The following is a 19,277-nucleotide window of genomic DNA, read 5'->3' as shown; positions in this document are numbered from 1 at the left end:
ATCCGGATGACGCCTGCAGAACAGACAACCCGTGAACAGCTGGCGGCCTGCTACCGGCTGGCGGCCATGCACCGCTTTACCGATCTCATCTACACCCACATCACCGCGCGGGTGCCGGGAAGCGAAGATCACTTCCTCATCAACCCCTACGGCTGGCGCTGGGAAGAGATCACCGCCTCGTCGCTGGTCAAGATCGACACCGATGGCAACAAGGTGGACGACAGCCCGCACCGGGTGAATCCGGCGGGCTTCACCATCCATTCCGCCGTTCACATGCACCGCCACGATGCCGCGTGGATCATGCACACCCACACCCGTGCGGGCGTGGCCGTATCCTGCATGGAAGAGGGGCTGTTGCCGCTCAACCAGATCTCGCTGCAGTTCCACAACCGCGTCGCCTACCATGATTTCGAGGGCATCGCGCTCGACCTCGAGGAACGCGACCGCATCGTGGCCGATTTCGGGGATCAGCCGGTGATGATCCTGCGCAATCACGGGCTTATTGCCACGGGGCGCTCGGCGGCCGAGATGTTCTCGAACATGTTCTACCTCGAGCGCGCCTGCGAGATTCAGGTCGCGGCGACCTCGACGGGCCTGCCGCTGCGCCCGGTTGCCGAGGACATCGCCGCGCGGGTGCATGGGCAATACGTTCAGATGAACGAGGAAGACGGCGACCTTGCGCTGGAATGGGACGCGCACCTGCGTTCCATCGAAGGGCTGGGCACCGACTACCGTGGCTGAGCCGTCCGGGCGCGGGTCAATACCCCGTGCCCGGATCGACCTCGAAGCTCAGGGGCTGCCCGTCGCGCAGTTCCTGCACAGATTGCACGAGCTGCGCGGCCACGGCGTGCGGGGTCGCCCCGCTTGCCACGTGCGGCGTGATGCGCAGCTTCGGATGCTGCCAGTAGGGGTGATCCGCAGGCAGAGGTTCCTGCCGCAGTACGTCGAAGCTGGCCCCGGCAAGGTGGCCTTCGTCGATCAGGGCCATGAGGTCTTCCTCTACCAGGTGCTCGCCCCGGCCCATCTGGATCAGCCCGCCGCCCCGCCGCATGCGCTCCAGAAGTTCCCGGTTCAGCACGTCCCGGATCTGTGCGGTGATGGGGAGGACGTTGATGACATAGTCCGCGCCTGGGTCGCGGCGCCGAGGCTGCCGTCCCCTGTGCGTAACGTACCCCCCGGCAGAGGGTCCGCCGGGGGGGGGGGGCGCACGGCCACGGTGAGGTCGACGCCCAGCGTCGCCATGGTCTGCGCGATGGCCCGCCCCATGCTGCCTCCCAAGGATCGCGACGCGGATCGCGGAGGGGCTGCGCAGTGGCACGTCCTGCCACAGGCCATCCTTGGCATTGCGCGCCATGACGTCGAACTGCCGCTCCACATGCATGAGTTCATGGGTGGCGAAGCCGGCCATCTGCAGCGCCTGTTCGGGATCGCGCACACGGCAGACCGGGACCCCGTACGGGCGCCCCGGATGCGCCAGAAGCCGATCAACCCCGGCGCTCACTGCCATGATGAGTTTCAGGTTGGGATAAGCGGTAAAATCCCGTGGACCCGGCTGCCAGCAGAGCGCGACCTCGACGGCCTCGGGTTCGGTGACCCGGTCGGGCGTGCGCATCTCGATCAATGGGTCAGGATGGGCCGCAAACGCAGGGCCGTAGTCCCGCGCGAGGTCATGCGTGGCGGACAGGTAGACACCTTGAGCAACATTCTGATCCATAGAGACATTCTCCTTCTGGCCCTTGGCGGAGTTATCGGCTGGAGAGCCTCCCGGTTCAACCACGTGCCTGTGGGCGAGGCGGTGCAGCCCGGCGGTCAATGGAGCAGAATGGAGGTCCCCAAAATCGGGACACCGGGCTAAGCTTGCCGCCAACGAGTACAAGGACCGACAGTGTGGCCGGCAAACGGAAGAACTACAGCGCCAAGTTCAAGGCGAAGGTGGCGCTGGAGGTGATCAGGGGGCGAGATGACGGTCGCCGGGCTGGTGGCGAAACCCGGCGTGCATTAGACGGTGATCAACACCTGGAAACGCCAGGGGATCGAGGGGACGACCGGGCTGTTCTCGGGCGAGGCCGAGTCGAAGGACGCCGAGAAGGAGGGCGAAATCGAGAAGCTTCATCCCTAGCAGACCTCCGACGGTCGCGTGGGTTTGCAAGCGCGGCGAACGACAGGTTCGACGGGCTGCGCTGCAGAATTCTGATCCAGGGCTGAAGTTCGGCTCTGCGCCGTCACTGCCCACCGCGTTGTGCAGGGGCCTGCCGCGCCACCGCAGGTCTGCTTCGAGCCTCGACTGACCGCCGCGCCGGACATTGGCCCGAGAAGAGACGCTGCGGTGGAGCTTTCCCGAACCCGACATCCACGGCTGCTTGCAACGGAGCCAGTTGAGCCAAGATCAAACGCATTAATGGCGTATGAAGCATCAATCACAGCTTTGCATCTCTGCCGAATATGGCCGTTGCGATGTCCTGAGGCACTCTGGGCGCGAAACGGCCATGGGCTGCGGTAGCGGTCGGAGGGGAGAAGCGCAGGAAGTGTCGTGCAGCGTCAAGCCCTGCGCGCTCCGCATCGCGCATCTGGCGCACCGATTTCGGATCGACCGGCGCGCCAGATGCGTCGCACCCGCAAGTGACTATTCTGCAATCACTCTTCAAACGCCTGACGCGCCGCACTGACAGCGTTCACTTGGCCTGGGCGGGGGTCAGCCTTCCATCAGTGATTGCATCCAGCATCCGGTCGCACTCGTAGTTCAATCTGCGTGCGATGATACATGCGATCGACCGGTCCGTGGTGCGTAGAGACAGCTGCCAATGTCGGGTTTTTGTGGAAAACTCAGGCACACGCCGACGCCAGCTCCAGGTGGAGCCGCGTTGCAGGAGGTAAGGGGTGGTCGCCAAGATGCGGCCTCCAGAATTGGAGACGAGCGACCCGCATTTCAGGAACTTGTGCTACAGTGCTGTGTGACACTGTACTTGCCAAATTCAGCCTATGCCTTGATTGTCAAGGGTTTAGTAGGTGAATTGGCTCCGGCGGTAGGGATCGAACCTACGACCAATTGATTAACAGTCAACTGCTCTACCGCTGAGCTACGCCGGAACATGCGGGGCGTATAGCAATCAGGATTCACCCCGTCCAGAGGGTTTTGTCAAAAAATTGCAGCTTTTCTCAAGTTGCCGTTAAGTCACTTGAAAGATGGCGTTTTCTGTAAGTCCTGCGGGCGCGGTGACGCGACCTTCACGAGCCATGTGCAGCAGGTGGGACAGCACGTTGCGGGTCGCCGCGGGCAGGAGGGCGGGGGGCGTGTCGGTGTAGATACGCGCGGCGAGCGTTGCCGCGTCGGCGGCGCCATCTTCAAGTGCGGCGAGGATCTGTGCCTCCCGGTTCAGGCGGTGCACGCGGAGTTCCGCGATGCGCGCGCCAGGGGTCTCGATCGGGGCGCCGTGGCCGGGATGCAGCACAGACCAAGAGCGCGCGGCGATGCGGTCGAGCGAGGCCATGAAATCCGTCAGGTCGCCGTCGGGCGGCGAGACGAGAGAGCTCGCCCAGCCCATCACGAGATCCCCGGAGAACAGGGCGTCGCCCCAGGCGAAACTCAGGTGGTTGCCGAAATGGCCCGGCGTGTGCAGGGCCTCGATCTGCCATCCGTCGCCGGTCACGCAGTCCTTGTCGCGCAGGCAGACGTCCGGCGCGAACCCGGCATCCACGCCTTCGCCGCCACCGAGCAGACCGTCGCGCGCGAGCTTGCGCATGACCCCGGAGCGGCCGGCGCCTGCGTCGCCGAAGGCATGGACCTGCGCACCAGTCGCCTGAGCGAGCGGCCGGGCGAGCGGCGAATGGTCCAGATGCGCGTGCGTCACGAGAACATGCGTGATCCGCTGGCCCGGCGTCAGCGCGGAGAGGATCGCGTCGAGATGCCCAAGATCATCCGGACCCGGGTCGATCACCGCCAGCCCGCGTGTGCCCAGGAGATAGGTGTTGGTGCCGCGGAAGGTCATCGGCGAAGGGTTCGGCGCAACGATGCGGCGCAGGTCGGGGGCCAGCGTTTCGGCCTCTCCCGGGCGGGGGCGAAAATCCGGTTGCGGGTCCTGCATGTTTCGGGCCTTTCTGGACAACGTCTTAGCCAGAGGTAGCGCAACATGTTCCAGTGGCTCAAACGCTATATGCCGCGCGGGCTCTACGGGCGCGCCGCGCTGATCCTGATCCTGCCGGTGGTCACCCTGCAGCTCGTGGTCTCGGTGGTCTTCGTGCAGCGCCATTTCGAGGACGTCTCGAGCCAGATGAGTCGCGAGATGGCGCGCGAGGTCAACCTCGCGCTGTCGCAGCCGGTGCTGGCGCCGGCGCTCGAGATCGAGTTGTCAGACCCGTCGAAGATGACCCCCGGCGCCGCGGACAGCCGGCGCTGGTACGATTTTTCGGGGCTCGTGGTGACGCGGACGCTGCGGCGCCACATCCCCGGGCTGGAGCAGGTCGCGTTGCCCGACGATTACGATGTCCGGCTTCTTGTGCGCCGGGCCGACGGCCTGCGCGAGGTTCGTTTTGCACGCAGCCGTGCTTCGCCGACGAATGCGCACCAGCTGTTCGTGAACATGATGATCTTCGGCGTGGTGATGACGCTGATCGCCTTTCTCTACCTGCGCAACCAGCTGCGTCCCATCACGAGGCTCGCCGAGGCGGCGGAAGCCTTCGGGCGTGGGCGCCATGTTCCCTATTCGCCGTCGGGCGCGGTCGAGGTGCGCGCGGCGGGCAATGCCTTTCTCGACATGCGGAACCGGATCGAACGGCAGATCGAGCAGCGCACGATGATGCTGTCGGGCGTGAGCCATGATCTGCGCACGCCGTTGACGCGTTTGCGCCTGAGCCTGTCGATGCTCGACGACGAGGACCGCGTACCGATGGAGCGCGACGTCGACGACATGCAGCAGCTCATCGACGCCTTTCTCGACTTCGCGCGCAGTGACAGCCAGGCGGGGCAGGCGGAGCCGACCGATGCGCTCGATCTTGTCCGCACGGTAGTGGAGGATGCGCAGCGCTCGGGGCGCCCGGTGACACTCGGAGAATGCGCGGGCGAGGGCGAGGTGGCGCTACGGCCAGCGGCGATGCGGAGGGCGGTCGAGAACCTCGTCGGCAACGCCGTGCGCTACGGCACGCGCTGCGAGGTGTCGGTGCGGCTTTCCGAGCGTAGCCTGCGCATCCGGGTTGAGGACGACGGCCCCGGCATCCCGCCAGAGCAGCGCGAGGATGCGCTGAAGCCCTTCGTTCGGCTCGATCCCTCGCGCAACCAGGACAAGGGGTCGGGCGTGGGGCTGGGGCTCGCCATCGCGGCCGACATCGCGCGCGCGCACGGCGGTGTCCTGCGGCTGGGCGAGAGCGATACGCTTGGCGGTCTGCGCGCCGACATCGTCATCGCCCGGTGACAGGACAGGGGGGACGGCGCGGTTCCGCCGTACCACCCGACGCATGAAGACCCCGGGGGAGATCCCCTCCCGCGGATTTAGCCCTCGAGCAGGATCTGCCCCTTGGCCTCGACCAGAAGCTCCTGCCGCTTCACGCGAATCTCGTCGGCGCCGGCCTTGTCGCCGAGGTCTGCCGCCACCTTTCGCACAACGTCCTCATGGACGGCCTCTTCGAAATCGGCCTTGATGACCTCGCGCGCGTAGGCCTCTGCATCGGTGCCGGACTTTCCGAGCATTTCCGCCGCCCAGAGACCGAGAAGCTTGTTGCAGCGCGCTTCCGCGCGGAAGCTCATTTCCTCGTCATGCGCGAACTTGGATTCGAATGCTTTTTCGCGGTCGTCAAAGGCGGTCATCGGTCTGGCTCCCCCCGATAAAATAATCGCTATACTGGATATTCCACGCGGGCTTCCCGCGCAAGGCTGAAGCGTCCGCTTGCGACGACGCAAGGCTTGATTTATAGGCCTCTCAAGGACGCGGGCCGCACCCGCGGGCCGCTGTGAAAGGATTCCCATGGCACGCCGCAAGAAGATCTACGAAGGCAAGGCGAAGATTCTCTACGAAGGCCCCGAGCCCGGGACCATCGTGCAGTACTTCAAGGACGACGCGACCGCGTTCAACGCCCAGAAGAAGGACGTGATCGAGGGCAAGGGCGTGTTGAACAACCGCCTGTCCGAGTTCTTCATGAACGGGCTGAACACCATTGGTGTGCCGACCCATTTCATCAAGCGGCTGAACATGCGCGAGCAACTGTGCCGCTCGTGCGAGATCATCCCGCTCGAGGTCATCGTGCGCAACTTCGCCGCCGGCTCGCTTGCCAAGCGTCTCGGACTCGAGGAAGGCACGCCGCTGCCGCGCCCGGTCGTCGAGTACTGCTACAAGGACGACAAGCTGGGTGACCCGCTCGTCACCGAAGAGCACATCGCGGCCTTCGGCTGGGCCAGCCAGCAGGACATGGACGACATCCTGAGCCTCGCGCTGCGGGTGAACGACTACCTGTCGGGCCTGATGTACGGCGTCGGCATCCGCCTCGTCGACTTCAAGATCGAGATCGGTCGGGTCTACGACGGCGACTTCCAGCGCCTGATCGTGGCCGACGAGATCTCGCCCGACAGCATGCGCCTGTGGGACATCGAGACCGGGCAGAAGCTCGACAAGGACGTGTTCCGCCGCGATCTCGGCAACCTGACCGACGCCTACACCGAGGTGGCGCAGCGTCTTGGCGTGATGCCGAAGCAGGCCACGCATGTGGCCAAGCCCAAGCTCATCAACTGAGGTATCGGCGCGCCCTCGGGGCGTGCCGGACATTTGAACGGAAAGAGGAAAGGCCGCGGCCTTTCGCAAGCGAACGGAGTGGACGCCATGAAGGCACGGGTTCATGTGATGCTGAAGGACGGCGTGCTCGATCCGCAGGGCGAGGCGGTGAAGCACGCGCTGCACGGACTGGGCTTCGACGGCGTCGGGGGCGTCCGTCAGGGCAAGGTCATCGAGCTCGATCTGGCCGAGGGCACAGGCGAGGACGACGTGCGCGAGATGTGCGAGAAGCTGCTCGCCAACACGGTGATCGAGAGCTACGCCATCGAGATGGTCTGAGCGCCGCGTCACGCGGGCAGGGGCTCCGCCTGAGGTCGTGGCTCCGGTCGCCTCTTTCGGCGCCTTCCAGGAATTTGAACGCCCGCGCGGGAATTGTCCCACGCGGGCGTTTCCGTGTGTCCGGGGCAGGGCAGAGGCGCCGGCGTGAGGGAAGTGGATATAGGCACGCGATCGCGGACGCAGGTGCAACGCCGTCTCCACCGGCGCGCTTGACACCGCAGCCCGGCTGACCTCCCCTGTGCGCGATTATCGGGAGGAGAAACACCATGCGTGCAGCGGTTCTGCGAGCCTACAACGAAGACCTGTCCATGGAGGACGTGCCGCAGCCGGAGTGCCCCGAGGATGGCGTCGTCCTCAAGGTGCTGGCCTGCGGCGTCTGCCGCTCGGACTGGCACGGCTGGACCGGCGAGCACCCGCGGGTGAAGCCCGGCCAGATCCAGGGCCACGAGTATTGCGGCGAGGTCATCGAGGCCGGCCCGCGCTCGCAATGGGCGGTGGGCGACAAGCTCGTCGCGCCGTTCATCCTCTCCTGCGGAAGCTGCCCTCACTGCCGGGCCGGAAACTCCACCGTCTGCGAGGACCAGCGCCTGCCGGGCTTCGTCGAGCCGGGCGCCTTTGCCGAATACGTGGCGGTGCCGCGCGACTTCAACCTCGCGCGTCTGCCCGAGGGCATGTCGCCGACGCTTGCCGCCGGACTCGGCTGCCGGGTGACCACCGCCTGGCACGCGCTCACCGGGCGCGCCGGGCTGCAGGGCGGCGAGTGGCTCGCGGTGCATGGCACCGGTGGCGTCGGGCTGTCGGCGGCGCTTCTGGGACGGGCGCTCGGGGCGCATGTGATCGTGGTCGACGTGGTGCAGGAAAAGCTCGACCACGCGGTCGCGCTCGGCATGGATGCCGGTGTCAACGCCCGCGACGGCGATGCCGCCGAGCAGATCCGCGAGATCACCGGCGGCGGCGCACATGTGAGCATCGAGGCGCTGGGGATTCCCGAGACCGTCAACGCCTCGATCCGCTGCCTGCGCCCGCTCGGCCGTCACGTGCAGGTGGGCATGCCTGTCGGCCACACGGCGCGCATGGATGTCGACATGTCCGCCGTCTACCAGGGCAACCTCGCCCTTTACGGCACTCGCGGGATGCCCGCGCACAGATATCCGTCGCTGCTTGGATTGATCACGCGGGGAAAGGTGGATATGAGCCCTCTCATCGCGCGCGAGATTCCGCTCGGCCAGGCCGGGGCGGAACTGGCCGCCTTCAACGGGCCGACGCCGCCGGGCGTGGCCGTCATCACCGATTTCACCCGCTGACCGCGGGTCAGGGAGAGCGCCCATGAAAGCCGCCGTCATCGTCTTCCCCGGATCGAACTGCGACCGCGATCTTGCCGAGGGGTTCCGCCGGGCGGGCCTTAACGTGCAGATGGTCTGGCACAAGGACACCGCGCTGCCCGAGGGCATCGACATCGTTGGCATTCCGGGCGGCTTCTCCTTCGGCGACTACCTGCGCTGCGGCGCCATCGCCGCCAACTCGCCGATCTGCAACGAGGTCAAGGCCCACGCCGACCGCGGCGGCTACGTCTTCGGCGTCTGCAACGGCTTCCAGGTGCTGACCGAGACCAAGATCCTGCCCGGTGCGCTTCTGCGCAACGGCAACCTGAAATACATCTGCCGCACCATCGGGCTCACTGTCGAGGAAAGCCAGTCGATCTTCACCCGTGGCTACAGCGCCGGCGAGACGATCCGCATCCCGATCGCGCATCACGACGGCAACTACACCGCCGACGCCGCGACGCTCGACGCGCTCGAGGCCGAGGGCCGGGTGGCCTTCCGCTACACCGACAACCCCAACGGCTCGGACCGCGACATCGCCGGCATCCTGTCGGAAAACCGCCGGGTGCTCGGCATGATGCCGCACCCCGAGCGCGCCTGCGACCCGGCGCAGGGCAACGAGGACGGTGCGCGTCTTTTCGCCAATCTGACGGCTGCCCTCGCGGAGGCCTGACTTGAGGGCCTGAGCGCGCGCGCGTAGTCTGGCGTCCATGTCGGAAGAGACCAGAGACAAGACACGACGCACGCGGCGCTCGGGTCCGCTCAGTTGGCGGGTGCGGGTCGCGCTCGGCGTGCTGCTGGCGTTGGCTGTGGCGACCGTCTGGGTCACCAACGTCCTCCTGACCGACCGTTTCACCGAGAGCACCCGCAACCGGGCCGAGCTGCGGCTTGCGCTCTATTCCGGCAACCTGCTTTCGGAACTGCGCCGCAACGCCATCGTGCCGCAGCTGCTGGCGCGGGATCCGGCGCTGATCGGCGCGCTGAACTCGAACGACTTCAGCCAGTCGTCGCAGCGGCTCATTTCCTACGTCGACGAAATCGGCGCCGCCTCGCTCATGCTGCTGGACCGCGACGGGCGCACCGTCGCCGCGACCGACCGCAACCGGCTGGGCGAGCAGCACCGCAACGCGCAGTATTTCGTCGACGCGCTGCGCTCGAACACCACCGTCTTCACGACGCAGGCACGCGAGGCGGGAGGGTATTCCTTTACCTACTCGCGCCGGGTGGAAAGCCAGAACTCGGCCATCGGCGTGATCGTGGTCGAGGTCGACCTCGCCAAGTTCGAGCGCGCCTGGGCCGGGATCACCGATGCCGTGGCGGTGCTGAACTCGGAAGGCACAATCGTGCTTGCCACCGAGCCGCGCTGGCGGGGGCGCACCATCGAGGAGGCGCTGGTGCGCCAGTCCCCGGAAAGTGCCATCGAGCGTGCCATCAAGGCCACCGCCGACTGGACCGCGCTGCCGCCCGACGCCTACCTGTCGGGCGAGGCGGTGATGCGGGTCGACGGGCGCATCCCGTTCCGGGGCTGGACCATGGCGACCTTCACTACCTACGCCAGCGTGCGCGAGAAGGTGAACGCGGTGCTGGCGCTCGAGATCATGGGATTCGCGCTGCTCGCGGCGCTGGCCTTCTACGCGCTGAGCCGCCGCACGGCGCTGCGCATGGCTCTGTTCCAGCGGGAATCCGCCGAGCTGCGCCGCCTTAACGCGCGGCTCCAGCGCGAAATCGCGGAGCGCGAGAAGGTGCAGAAAGACCTCGCCTCGGCCGAGCAGACGCTCGAGCAGAGCTCGAAGCTGGCCGCCCTCGGCGAGATGTCGGCCGCAGTCAGCCACGAGCTGAACCAGCCGCTCGCCGCCATGAAGACCTATCTGGCCGGCGCCCGGCTGCTGCTGCGCCGCAATCGGCCCGAAGAGGCGATGACCGCCTTCCACCGCATCGACGACCTGATCGAGCGGATGGGGGCCATCACCCGCCAGCTGAAGTCCTACGCCCGCAAGGGGCAGGACGCGCTGAGCCCGGTGGACATGGGCGAGGCGCTGGCCTCGGCTCTGAGCATGATGGAGCCGCAGCTCAAGGCGCGCCGCGTCCGCATCACCAAGATCCTGCCCGACGAGCAGGTGCGCGTGATGGGCGACCGGATGCGGATCGAGCAGGTTCTCGTGAACCTGCTGCGCAACGCCATCGACGCGACCAAGTCCGAGGCGCACCCCGAGATCGAGATCATCCTCGCCAGCGGCGAGACGGCGGTGCTGTCGGTGCGCGACAACGGCCACGGCATCGAGGATTTCGACGCGCTCTTCGAGCCGTTCTACACCACCAAGCAGCCCGGCGACGGCACGGGGCTGGGGCTGGCGATCAGCTCCGGCATCGTCGCCGAGCTCGGCGGCCGGCTGACAGCACGGAACGGCGCCGAGGGTGGGGCTGTTTTCGAGATGCAGCTTCCTATCTTGAATGACAGGCCCGCCGCCGCCGAGTGAGCGCGCGACCGGGCCGAGACCGAAGGCAGAAAAGGCGAAAGACGAGAATGACAAAAGCCATGAAGATCGCCATCGTCGACGACGAGAAGGACATGCGCCAGTCGATCAGCCAGTGGCTGGCGCTCTCCGGCTATGACACCGAGACCTTCTCCAGCGCCGAAGAGGCGCTCGGGGCGCTCGGCAGCGATTACCCGGGCATCGTGATCTCGGACATCAAGATGCCGGGCATGGATGGCATCCAGTTTCTCAAGAAGCTGATGGGCAGCGACAGCGCGCTTCCGGTCATCATGATCACCGGGCACGGCGACGTGCCCATGGCGGTCGAGGCGATGCGCATCGGGGCCTTCGATTTCCTCGAGAAGCCCTTCAACCCCGACCGCATGTCGGAGCTTGCCAAGAAGGCGACCAACGCGCGCCGTCTGACGCTCGACAACCGCGCGCTGCGGCGCGAGCTTTCCGACGGTGGCCAGCTCATGAGCAAGCTCATCGGCCAGAGCCCGGCGATGGAGCGGCTGCGCGAAGACGTGCTCGACCTCGGTCAGGCCGACGGTCACGTGCTGATCGAGGGCGAGACCGGCACCGGCAAGACCCTGATCGCCCACGCGCTGCACGCGGTCGGCAGCCGGGCAGGCAAGAAGTTCGTGCTGATCTCCTGCGCGGCGATGGACGAGGACGCGCTGATGCAGCGCCTGTTCGGCCCGATGCAGCCCGACGACACGCGGCTGCCCGCCATCGAGGAGGCGCGCGGCGGCACGCTGGTGCTCGAAGATGTTGAATCGCTTTCGGACAGCGCGCAGGCCCGCCTGCTGTCGGTCATCAACGACCAGGGCACGCCGCCCGAGACCCGCATCGTCGCCATCTGCAACCTTCAGGACGAGGGCCGCACCTGTGAAAGCGCGCTGCGCCCGGATCTCTTCTACCGGCTCGCGGCGCTCAAGATCACCGTGCCGCCGCTGCGGGCGCGCGGCGAGGACATTCTCACGCTGTTCACGCGCCTGTCGGAGCAGTTCGCCGACGAATACGGCTGCGATGCCCCCAAGGTCAGCGCGCAGGAGGCGGCGCAGCTGCTGCAGGCGCCGTGGCCGGGCAACGTGCGCCAGCTCATCAACCTTGCCGAACGTGCGGTGCTCCAGTCGCGGCGCGGGCAGGGCACCATCGCCTCGCTGCTGATGAACGACCACGAGGACATGCAGCCGGTAATGACCACGGAGGGCAAGCCGCTCAAGGAATATGTCGAGGCGTTCGAGCGGATGCTGATCGACAACACCATGCGGCGGCACAAGGGATCGATCTCGTCGGTCATGGACGAGCTTTGCCTGCCGCGCCGGACCCTCAACGAGAAGATGGCGAAATACGGGCTTCAGCGCTCGGACTACCTCTGACCCCTTGGGGCGGTGCCGGGTCAGGCGCCGCCCCACGTCGCGAAGACGTCTCGGAAACGTCACGGAATCGATTCGAACCCTCGGTAACTTGCGCGTGAAGTCCGGCGCGAGCGATGCTCGCCCGAAGCCTTTCATGCCCGAGCCGGGGGTTCTGCCATGCTGATCATCGACCCTGTCCGTTTCGTCCTGTCCTGCTGCTTCCTGCCCGCGCCCAATGGAATGCTGGCGCTGCTGGTGCGGGGCAAACGGATCTACTGACGCCGCCCGAGGCGCCTTGGCCGTGTGATCGATGCCGCGCTCCGAGGCCGGCGCGACGAGGCCCCTCCGACAGCGCTTGCGCGCGTTTCGTCGGGATTTGACGAGCGCAGGGAACCAGAGCCATGAGGCGGGCGTAAACTCTCGGCAAAGCAACCGGGAGCACCAAATGTCCACGATAATCGGCATCGCCTTCCTTATCGCCACCGCCTGCATGCATCACGCCATGCTCATGGTTGCGACCTCGGTGGTGCCGGAGCGTCTGCGCCACAGCAGGCTTCTGCCAATCGTGGTGTTCAGCCTGCTTGCGGTGATCCACACCCTTCAGATCGCGGCCGGGGCGCTCCTGTTCATCGCCCTGCACCACGGTCTGTGGACCGATGCGTTCGGCGGGAGCTTTTAGGGCAAGTGGAACGACTACTTCTATTTTTCGGGGATGAACTTCACCACGCTCGGCCAGACCGGCATGAGCATCGTGGGTCCTATGCGCATCGTGGCGATGATGCAGGCGCTGGCGGGCTTCATGGTGCTGACATGGTCGGCGAGCTTCCTCTACGCGACCTGCCGCCAGCAGTTCATCGCGGAATCCGAGGGTGACGTCTGAGCGCAAGGAACCAGAGATGATCGAATGGATGTCCAACCACGCGCAACTTCTGGGGGTTGCGGTCAGTGCCGTGACGGCGGTGATCTGGGTGATCTACCTGCAGCTGCTGGTGAGCAGCATGCGGCGACAGCGCCGCACCAATGTCGAGATCACCCGCGCCGGCGAGCCCGGCGAGGACGCGAAGTGCCTCGTGAGCAACATGGGCGCCGAACCGGTCTACATCAAAAGCGTGATCGTCGACGTGGTTGCGGACGGCGAACGCTACACGGCTGCGGCGACGCAGCGGCGGGAAATCACGCAGGACAAGCTCACCGACCTCGCGGAGAAGACCACCGAAGGCCCGCTTGAGAGCGGCAAGAGCCGCGACGTGGGGTCCTTCAAGGACCTCGTGAGCCGCATGATGGATTTTTGCGAGATCGAGCAGCTGAAGGACAGGATCGAGAACATCAAGATCCTCGTCGTCATGACCTCGGGGTTCAGCAAGCAGCTCGCCGCAGCCGAGCAGGAGTTCGCGGTGACGCCGGACGGGCAGGGCGGCCTCTACGTCACCCACAGCAGCGTGACCTCGACGCAGCTGCGCGGCCGGCGCGTCCGGCGCCAGATCGAGGAACGGGTGAACCGGGTGCTGCGCGAAGAGGCCGACATGATCCGGCGCACGGTGGGCGAAGAGCGCTGACCCGGGTGGGGTCACGGAACCACCGCCTGGCATCACGCAGGGGAGCCCAGCCGGGCTCGCGCGCCTGTCGAATCTTCGTCACCAGCTCCTGCGGCCCCCGAGGAGCGGTTAGTTCTTCGCCCTCACTCGGGCCTTGGTCAACAGCCGCGCCACCTCGGCCATGCGGGCCCGGGCGGCACGTCGCGTGTCGCTGTCCGGCAGGCGGGCGTCGAGCACCGCGTCGAGCTGTGCCCGCGCCTGTTGCTGCGTCACGCCGTCCAGGCTCAATCCGCAACGAAGCCAGATGCCGTCGATGGCCGTGGTCATCAGATCCGTAACCAGCGCGGCGTCGGACGCCGGCAACAGGCTGCGCAAAGGGCCGATCAGGTTCGACCGCATCCGCGCGTAGATCACCGTCTGGATGCGTTGGTAGACCGGCACATGCGGCACGCCCGCGCAAAGCGCGATCCAGGCGTGGGCCACCTCGGGGCGGAAGGAGGTGGGCGACAGGTTGGTCTCGATCACCGCGTAGACGCGCTCCCACGGTGTGCGGGCCTCGCCCAGCAGCAGCACCGCCTCGCGCAGCAGCTCGGCATTGGCGTGGCGCAGGGCGGCGGCCAGCAGCGCTTCCTTGGTCTTGAAGTAGTGCAGGACGTTGGCCTTGGAGGCACCGGCTTCTTCCGCCACACGCGCCAGCGAGGTGCCCTCGTTACCGTGCCGCATCAGCGCCCGATATGCCGCCGCGGCGTATTCCGCCCGCCTGATCCGGGAAATGTCTCTGCGGCCCATGCTGGCACCCAATCTGTCCGATCCATCCGATGACCGCTGCTAAATTAGATTGACTCTTCGTTCAATCTATTCGAGCTTCACGTTTATGAACCAATCGGTCCATCTATATTCCATAAGGATCACGAACGATGAAAGCCTGCCTTCCCGTCGCCGGACTTCTCGCCGTCACGACCACCGCCATGCCCGCCCTTGCAGACTGCTCGACGGTCCGTCTCGCGGAGCCGGGCTGGACCGATCTCGCGCTGACGACGGCCGTCACTCAGGTGCTGCTCGAAGGCATGGGGCATGAGACCGAAACCGAGATCCTAGGCATCCCGGTCATCTACGAGGCCATGAAGGCCGGCGATCTCGATGTCTTCATGGGCTACTGGGATCCGGCGATGGAAACCTATTTCAACGCCTACCGCGACACCGGCGAGATCGAGACCATCCACACCAACCTCGAGGGCGCCAAGTTCACCTGGGCGGTGCCGTCCTACGTGCACGAGGCCGGTGTGACCTCCTTCGCCGATCTCGCCGCGCAGGAGGACAAGTTCGGTGGCAAGCTCTACGGCATCGAGCCGGGATCGAACGACATCATGCTCGAGATCGTCGAGAAGGACGAATTCGGCCTTGGCGACTGGGACGTGGTGGAAAGCTCCGAGCAGGGGATGCTGGCGCAGGTCGCGCGCGAGGTCCGGTCGGAAGACTGGATCGTCTTTCTTGCTTGGGCGCCGCACCCGATGAACACCAACTTCGACATCGCCTACCTCGAAGGTGGCGATGCCTGGTATGGTCCCGACTTCGGCGGGGCGACCGTCTCCACCCAGGTGCGCGAGGGCTACGTGTCCGAGTGTCCCGAGGTCGGCAAGCTGCTGACCCAGCTCACCTTCGACGTGGACATGGAGAGCGAAGGCATGGGCTACATTCTCGAAGACGGCATGCCCCCCAAGGAGGCCGCTCGCACCCTGATCGCCGCCTATCCGGACAGGCTGCAAGGCTGGCTGGACGGGGTCGAGACCGTGGACGGCGCACCGGCGCTCGCGGCAGTGAAGTCGGATCTCGGCCTGTGACCAGCCTTCCGGCCGAGGACAGCTTCGCGGATCTCGGCAGCGGGCGGATCTGCTATCGGCAGGATGGCCGCTCCGACGCGCCGGCGGTGGTGCTTGTCGCTGGGCTCGGGATGCAGCTTATCGAATGGCCGGAAGCCCTTGTGACGGCGCTGGCCCGGGAGTTCCGGGTGATCCGGCTCGACAACCGCGACAGCGGTCGGTCGGGCCGCTTCGGCGGCAGCTTCACGCGGGTTCCGGCAGGGTTTTCCTGGTCGGAGAGCGCGCCCGGCCTCGCCGCCTACGACCTGCGCGACATGGCGCGGGACGTGTTGGACCTCGCGGATCACCTCGGAATTGACCGCTTTGCCTGCGTCGGGTTTTCGATGGGCGGAATGATCGCGCAGATCCTGGCGGTCATGGCGCCCCGACGGGTTCGCGGCGTCGTCTCCCTGTCAAGCACGGGAGGCGATGCCTCGATCACCGCGACGCCCGAGTCCCTGCGGCTGATGGAGCGGTTCTTTCTTCCCTTCGCCTCGGAGACAGAGGCCGCGTGTGCAATTCGGCGAAGCAACGCCCATTTCTCGCTGGGGCTGATGCCAGAGGACAGCCCTGAGAACCATCAACTCGCTGCGGCGCTTGTCTGGCGCGCCGCGGACGGCGGCGGCTATCTCCGGCAGGCGCTCGCGATCACGACCACACGGCCATGGAGGCCCGAGCTTCTGGGCAGCCAGACCCCGATGCTTTTCCTTCATGGGGATCGCGACCCATGCATCGACGCGGTGTCGGCCCGCCAGCTGGCGGCAGCGTTGCCACGTGCAGGCTTCCGCTCCCATGCCGGGCTCGGACACTGGATGGACGAGCGAACCGGCCGGGATTGCGTCGACTGGCTCACGGCACTTCGATCGGGCTGAAGAAGAGGGGTGACCGAGGAAGGCGAGCGTCCTACTCGATGGCCGCGACAAGCCGGTCGTGACATCTGGCGGCTGCATGGGACGCGGGACATCGCGCAGTGCCATGTGTTCAATCAGGTTTCGTTGCGAGTCTTTCGGCCGGGCTGGTCTGCCCCTGTCGGGGATGGTCCGGATCTTGAAACCCCAGACTTCACGTTCCGCCGTAGTCGACTCCGATCATCGTTCGGATACCGCCTATCTTTCGAGAAGTGGCCGGTTCAGAGGGCAATCAGGGGGAGATGCAACGCTTACGCTGGTTCCGAAGCTGGTGCATCCATTCCTTGTCATTGCGCGACGGCCTCGGGAGGCCATGGCGGACATCCATGACGATCAGGATCTGAAAACCTACGAGCGAAACTGACGTCCTGTTTCGGTGAAGGGAAAAGCGCCGTGATCCAAATCCCGGCGCTTTTTTGTTGTGTGGACTTCGTTCACGGAGGCGGGCAAGCCCGCGCCCCGCATGAAGATACCTCTCAGACTGTCGTTCCCATGGGCAGGTGGCGCTTGCGCACGCCTGTTGCCACGAACAAGCCATTGGCAATGGCCGGTGGGACCGGCGGAACACCGGGCTCGCCCACCCCGGTCGCGTGATCGGCAAAGCTGTTCGGCATGATATGCGTCACCACCTTGCGCGGGAAGTTGTTGGCGCGGACCACATCGTAGTCGTAGAAGTTCGACTGCTGGACCGCGCCGTCTTCGTGGGTGATGCCCGAATACAGCGCCACCGTCATGCCCATCACGGCCGCGCCCTCCATCTGGCTGCGGATGCGCTCGGGGTTGGCCGCAAAGCCGCAGTCGATGGCCAGATGCAACTCCGGGACGGTGATCCGTCCATCCACGACCTTCACATGCGCGGCGCAGGCGACGTAGCTGACAAAGCTCCGATGCACGGAAAGCCCGATGCCTTCGCCTTCAGGCAGGTCCTTGCCGTAGCCGATGCCATCTGCGGCGGTCTGGAGCACAGCGGCCAGCTTGCCGGTCTGAATCGGAAAGCCGTCATACGGTTCGCCGTAGTTCCAGAACCCTTCGGGCAAGCCTTCGGAGGCCGGGTCGAAGGTGCGCGGCGCGCCGATCAGTTGCAGCCACGTGGCGAGTTGGTCCTGCCCGGTCTCTGCCGCCAGCTCCCCGACGAAAGATCCGATGGCCCAGGCGCGCGGCACGTTCGACACGGCGCGGAACCAGCCGATCCGGGTGTGGGCCGCGGCCTGCCCGTTCTCACAGCTGACATTGGCGATGTCGAAGGGCATGTCCACATGGCCCATGCCCGCTTCAACCGGAAACTGGTAGCCGGGATCCGGCGCAAAGGTCGACAGGATCGTCGGCGCGACGGAATTGTGCCGCCACGCGGTGACCTTGCCGACCTCGTCCATTCCGACCTCGATCCGTTCGGCGGAGGCGGTGTGGTAGAACGAATGTCGCACGTCGTCCTCGCGAGTCCACTGCATCCGCACTGGCGCGCCCACTTCGCGCGACAGCAGCGCCGCTTCGATCACGTAGTCTGCCTTGGACTTGCGCCCGAAACCGCCCCCGAGAAGCGTCACGTTGACCGTGACGTCCGCCGGTTCGATGCCGAGTGCCGCTGCCGTATCGGTGCGGGTGGTGTAGGGGCTCTGCACCGGGGCCCAGATTTCCAGCTTGCCAGAGGCGTAGCTGGCCAAAGCGGCGGGCGGTTCCATCGGGATGTGAGCGATGTGGTCCTGTGTGTAGGTCTGGCCAAAGGTCTTCGCAGCAGCGGACAGCGCCGCTTGGGTATCGCCCTTGTCCCGCAGAACTTTTCCACGGCCAAGCGCCGTGGCCTTCATTTCCTCCATGTAGGGGCCGGTCGAATAGCTGCCGTTCGGGCCATCGTCCCACTCGACCTTGATCATCTCGCGCGCCTTGATCGCCGTGAAGGTGTTCTTGGCAACCACGGCCAGACCGCCGAGCGGCGCGAACTTGGCCGGAGCCTTCCATTCCGGCAACTCGTAGACGCCAACCACGCCTGGCATCGCCAGCGCGTCCGCGGCGTCATAGGAGACAAGCCTGCCTCCGACCACCGGCGGACGGATGGCCATCGCCACCTTTGCGCCCGGAAGGGTCACGTCGGCACCATAGACCGCCTTTCCAGTGGTGATGTCGTGCAGGTCGGTGATCTGCACCTCGCCCTTGCCGATATAGCGGAACTCGCTCTCGGTCTTGTACGCGATCTCCTCATGCGCCGGTACGGGCTGGGCCATGGCCGCCTCCGCGAACTCGCCGAAGTCTGCGGACTGTCCGTCGGGGCCGGTGATCGCATGCATTTCGACCGTTACCTGCGACGGGTCGACGTTCCATTCCGCAGCCGCCGCACGCTGCAGCATCGTGCGCACCGAGCCGCCGATCTTGCGCGCCGCCTGGATATGGTGGCGCATCGAACGCGATCCGTCGGTGTCCTGGTTGCCGTATTTCGGCTCATCGCCGGGCGCCTGCACGATCTTCACGCGCGACCAGTCGGCCTCCATCTCGTCGGCCATGACCATTGGGAGCGACGTCCGGCTGCCGGTGCCCATCTCGGAGCGATGTGCTGTCAGCGTCACGGTTCCGTCGGCGTCGATCGCGACGAACACGAGCGGATCGTCCACGACTCCGTTGGGCATGCCCACAGCGCCGGTTTCCCATGTCGGGAAGGCTTCCCCGCGGGTCGCGAAGACGCCCAGCGCAAAGGCGGCAGTGCCGCCGAGGAAGGCGCGGCGAGACATCGGGCGGACGGTGAGCGTTTCGGCGACGGCGGGGGTGAAATCCTTCAGATACTGTAACACG

Annotated in this window: 18 protein-coding genes, 1 tRNA gene and 2 pseudogenes; 14 read left to right on the top strand and 7 right to left on the bottom strand. The window is 66.1% G+C overall.

Features of this window, described 5'->3' with window-relative positions:
• The first annotated feature begins 6 nt into the window (after positions 1-6).
• Complete coding sequence (locus D6860_RS01545) at positions 7-741, top strand: class II aldolase/adducin family protein (RefSeq protein WP_076624477.1); 735 nt, start codon at positions 7-9, stop codon at positions 739-741.
• A 16-nt stretch (positions 742-757) separates the two neighbouring features.
• Here D6860_RS01545 and D6860_RS01540 read toward each other — a convergent pair whose 3' ends face one another.
• The gene (locus D6860_RS01540; protein WP_128549210.1) at positions 758-1,714 is read right to left on the bottom strand and encodes an NAD(P)-dependent oxidoreductase; all 957 of its coding nucleotides are present in this window, start codon (positions 1,712-1,714) and stop codon (positions 758-760) included.
• 173 nt (positions 1,715-1,887) lie between these two features.
• Between D6860_RS01540 and D6860_RS25575 the strand changes: the two are divergent.
• Positions 1,888-2,113, top strand: a pseudogene (locus D6860_RS25575) (transposase); the annotation flags it as partial.
• A gap of 559 nt (positions 2,114-2,672) precedes the next feature.
• On the opposite strand, the gene D6860_RS25945 reads toward D6860_RS25575, so the two are convergent.
• The 3 genes from D6860_RS25945 to D6860_RS01530 form a co-directional block, all read right to left on the bottom strand.
• Positions 2,673-2,888 (bottom strand): DUF6538 domain-containing protein, encoded by a 216-nt coding sequence (locus D6860_RS25945; protein ID WP_371683183.1) that lies wholly within the window; start codon positions 2,886-2,888, stop codon positions 2,673-2,675.
• A gap of 124 nt (positions 2,889-3,012) precedes the next feature.
• Positions 3,013-3,087: transfer RNA gene (locus D6860_RS01535), tRNA-Asn, on the bottom strand.
• Between the two features lie 80 nt (positions 3,088-3,167).
• Positions 3,168-4,082, bottom strand: coding sequence for an MBL fold metallo-hydrolase (locus D6860_RS01530; protein WP_017467285.1), 915 nt, complete (start codon positions 4,080-4,082; stop codon positions 3,168-3,170).
• 45 nt (positions 4,083-4,127) lie between these two features.
• On the opposite strand from D6860_RS01530, the gene D6860_RS01525 reads away from it, so the two are divergent.
• Complete coding sequence (locus D6860_RS01525; RefSeq protein WP_076624478.1) at positions 4,128-5,405, top strand: ATP-binding protein; 1,278 nt, start codon at positions 4,128-4,130, stop codon at positions 5,403-5,405.
• Between the two features lie 77 nt (positions 5,406-5,482).
• Here D6860_RS01525 and D6860_RS01520 read toward each other — a convergent pair whose 3' ends face one another.
• A complete protein-coding gene (locus D6860_RS01520) occupies positions 5,483-5,797 on the bottom strand; it encodes a DUF1476 domain-containing protein (protein ID WP_076624479.1) in 315 nt (104 codons plus the stop codon).
• A 157-nt stretch (positions 5,798-5,954) separates the two neighbouring features.
• Here D6860_RS01520 and purC point away from each other — a divergent pair, with 157 nt between their 5' ends.
• From purC to D6860_RS01480, 9 genes and pseudogenes are all read left to right on the top strand, one after another.
• On the top strand, positions 5,955-6,716 hold the full coding sequence (gene purC / locus D6860_RS01515; protein ID WP_076624480.1) for a phosphoribosylaminoimidazolesuccinocarboxamide synthase: 762 nt from the start codon (positions 5,955-5,957) through the stop codon (positions 6,714-6,716).
• An 87-nt stretch (positions 6,717-6,803) separates the two neighbouring features.
• Complete coding sequence (gene purS / locus D6860_RS01510; protein WP_017468404.1) at positions 6,804-7,034, top strand: phosphoribosylformylglycinamidine synthase subunit PurS; 231 nt, start codon at positions 6,804-6,806, stop codon at positions 7,032-7,034.
• Between the two features lie 266 nt (positions 7,035-7,300).
• Positions 7,301-8,338, top strand: coding sequence for a zinc-dependent alcohol dehydrogenase family protein (locus D6860_RS01505; RefSeq protein WP_076624481.1), 1,038 nt, complete (start codon positions 7,301-7,303; stop codon positions 8,336-8,338).
• Positions 8,339-8,360: 22 nt separating this feature from the next.
• On the top strand, positions 8,361-9,029 hold the full coding sequence (purQ, locus tag D6860_RS01500; RefSeq protein WP_017469698.1) for a phosphoribosylformylglycinamidine synthase subunit PurQ: 669 nt from the start codon (positions 8,361-8,363) through the stop codon (positions 9,027-9,029).
• 37 nt (positions 9,030-9,066) lie between these two features.
• A complete protein-coding gene (locus D6860_RS01495) occupies positions 9,067-10,833 on the top strand; it encodes a sensor histidine kinase (RefSeq protein WP_076624482.1) in 1,767 nt (588 codons plus the stop codon).
• Between the two features lie 47 nt (positions 10,834-10,880).
• Positions 10,881-12,215, top strand: coding sequence for a sigma-54-dependent transcriptional regulator (locus tag D6860_RS01490; RefSeq protein ID WP_076624483.1), 1,335 nt, complete (start codon positions 10,881-10,883; stop codon positions 12,213-12,215).
• A 424-nt stretch (positions 12,216-12,639) separates the two neighbouring features.
• Positions 12,640-12,873 carry a hypothetical protein gene (locus D6860_RS01485; protein ID WP_076624484.1) on the top strand — a complete coding sequence of 78 codons (234 nt, stop codon included), beginning with the start codon at positions 12,640-12,642 and terminating at the stop codon, positions 12,871-12,873.
• Positions 12,874-12,891: 18 nt separating this feature from the next.
• Positions 12,892-13,074, top strand: a pseudogene (locus D6860_RS25135) (hypothetical protein); the annotation flags it as partial.
• 16 nt (positions 13,075-13,090) lie between these two features.
• Positions 13,091-13,750, top strand: a complete 660-nt coding sequence (locus D6860_RS01480) for a hypothetical protein (protein WP_017468105.1) — start codon at positions 13,091-13,093, stop codon at positions 13,748-13,750.
• A 108-nt stretch (positions 13,751-13,858) separates the two neighbouring features.
• On the opposite strand, the gene betI is transcribed toward D6860_RS01480, so the two are convergent.
• Positions 13,859-14,518, bottom strand: coding sequence for a transcriptional regulator BetI (betI, locus tag D6860_RS01475; protein ID WP_076624485.1), 660 nt, complete (start codon positions 14,516-14,518; stop codon positions 13,859-13,861).
• Between the two features lie 128 nt (positions 14,519-14,646).
• On the opposite strand from betI, the gene choX reads away from it, so the two are divergent.
• Entirely contained in the window at positions 14,647-15,570 is a 924-nt protein-coding gene (gene choX / locus D6860_RS01470) for a choline ABC transporter substrate-binding protein (RefSeq protein ID WP_076624486.1), read from the top strand.
• Positions 15,567-16,460 carry an alpha/beta fold hydrolase gene (locus tag D6860_RS01465; protein ID WP_076624487.1) on the top strand — a complete coding sequence of 298 codons (894 nt, stop codon included), beginning with the start codon at positions 15,567-15,569 and terminating at the stop codon, positions 16,458-16,460. Before choX ends, D6860_RS01465 begins: the two co-directional genes overlap by 4 nt.
• A 512-nt stretch (positions 16,461-16,972) precedes the next feature.
• On the opposite strand, the gene D6860_RS01460 is transcribed toward D6860_RS01465, so the two are convergent.
• Entirely contained in the window at positions 16,973-19,276 is a 2,304-nt protein-coding gene (locus D6860_RS01460) for a xanthine dehydrogenase family protein molybdopterin-binding subunit (RefSeq protein WP_076624488.1), read from the bottom strand.
• Position 19,277 lies beyond the last annotated feature (1 nt).

Source organism: Salipiger sp. D13, assembly GCF_003703915.1.
Classification (GTDB): Bacteria; Pseudomonadota; Alphaproteobacteria; order Rhodobacterales; family Rhodobacteraceae; genus Salipiger; species Salipiger profundus.
Note: the sequence above shows the minus strand (reverse complement) of the source record. Positions and strands in the feature narration are given on the sequence as shown.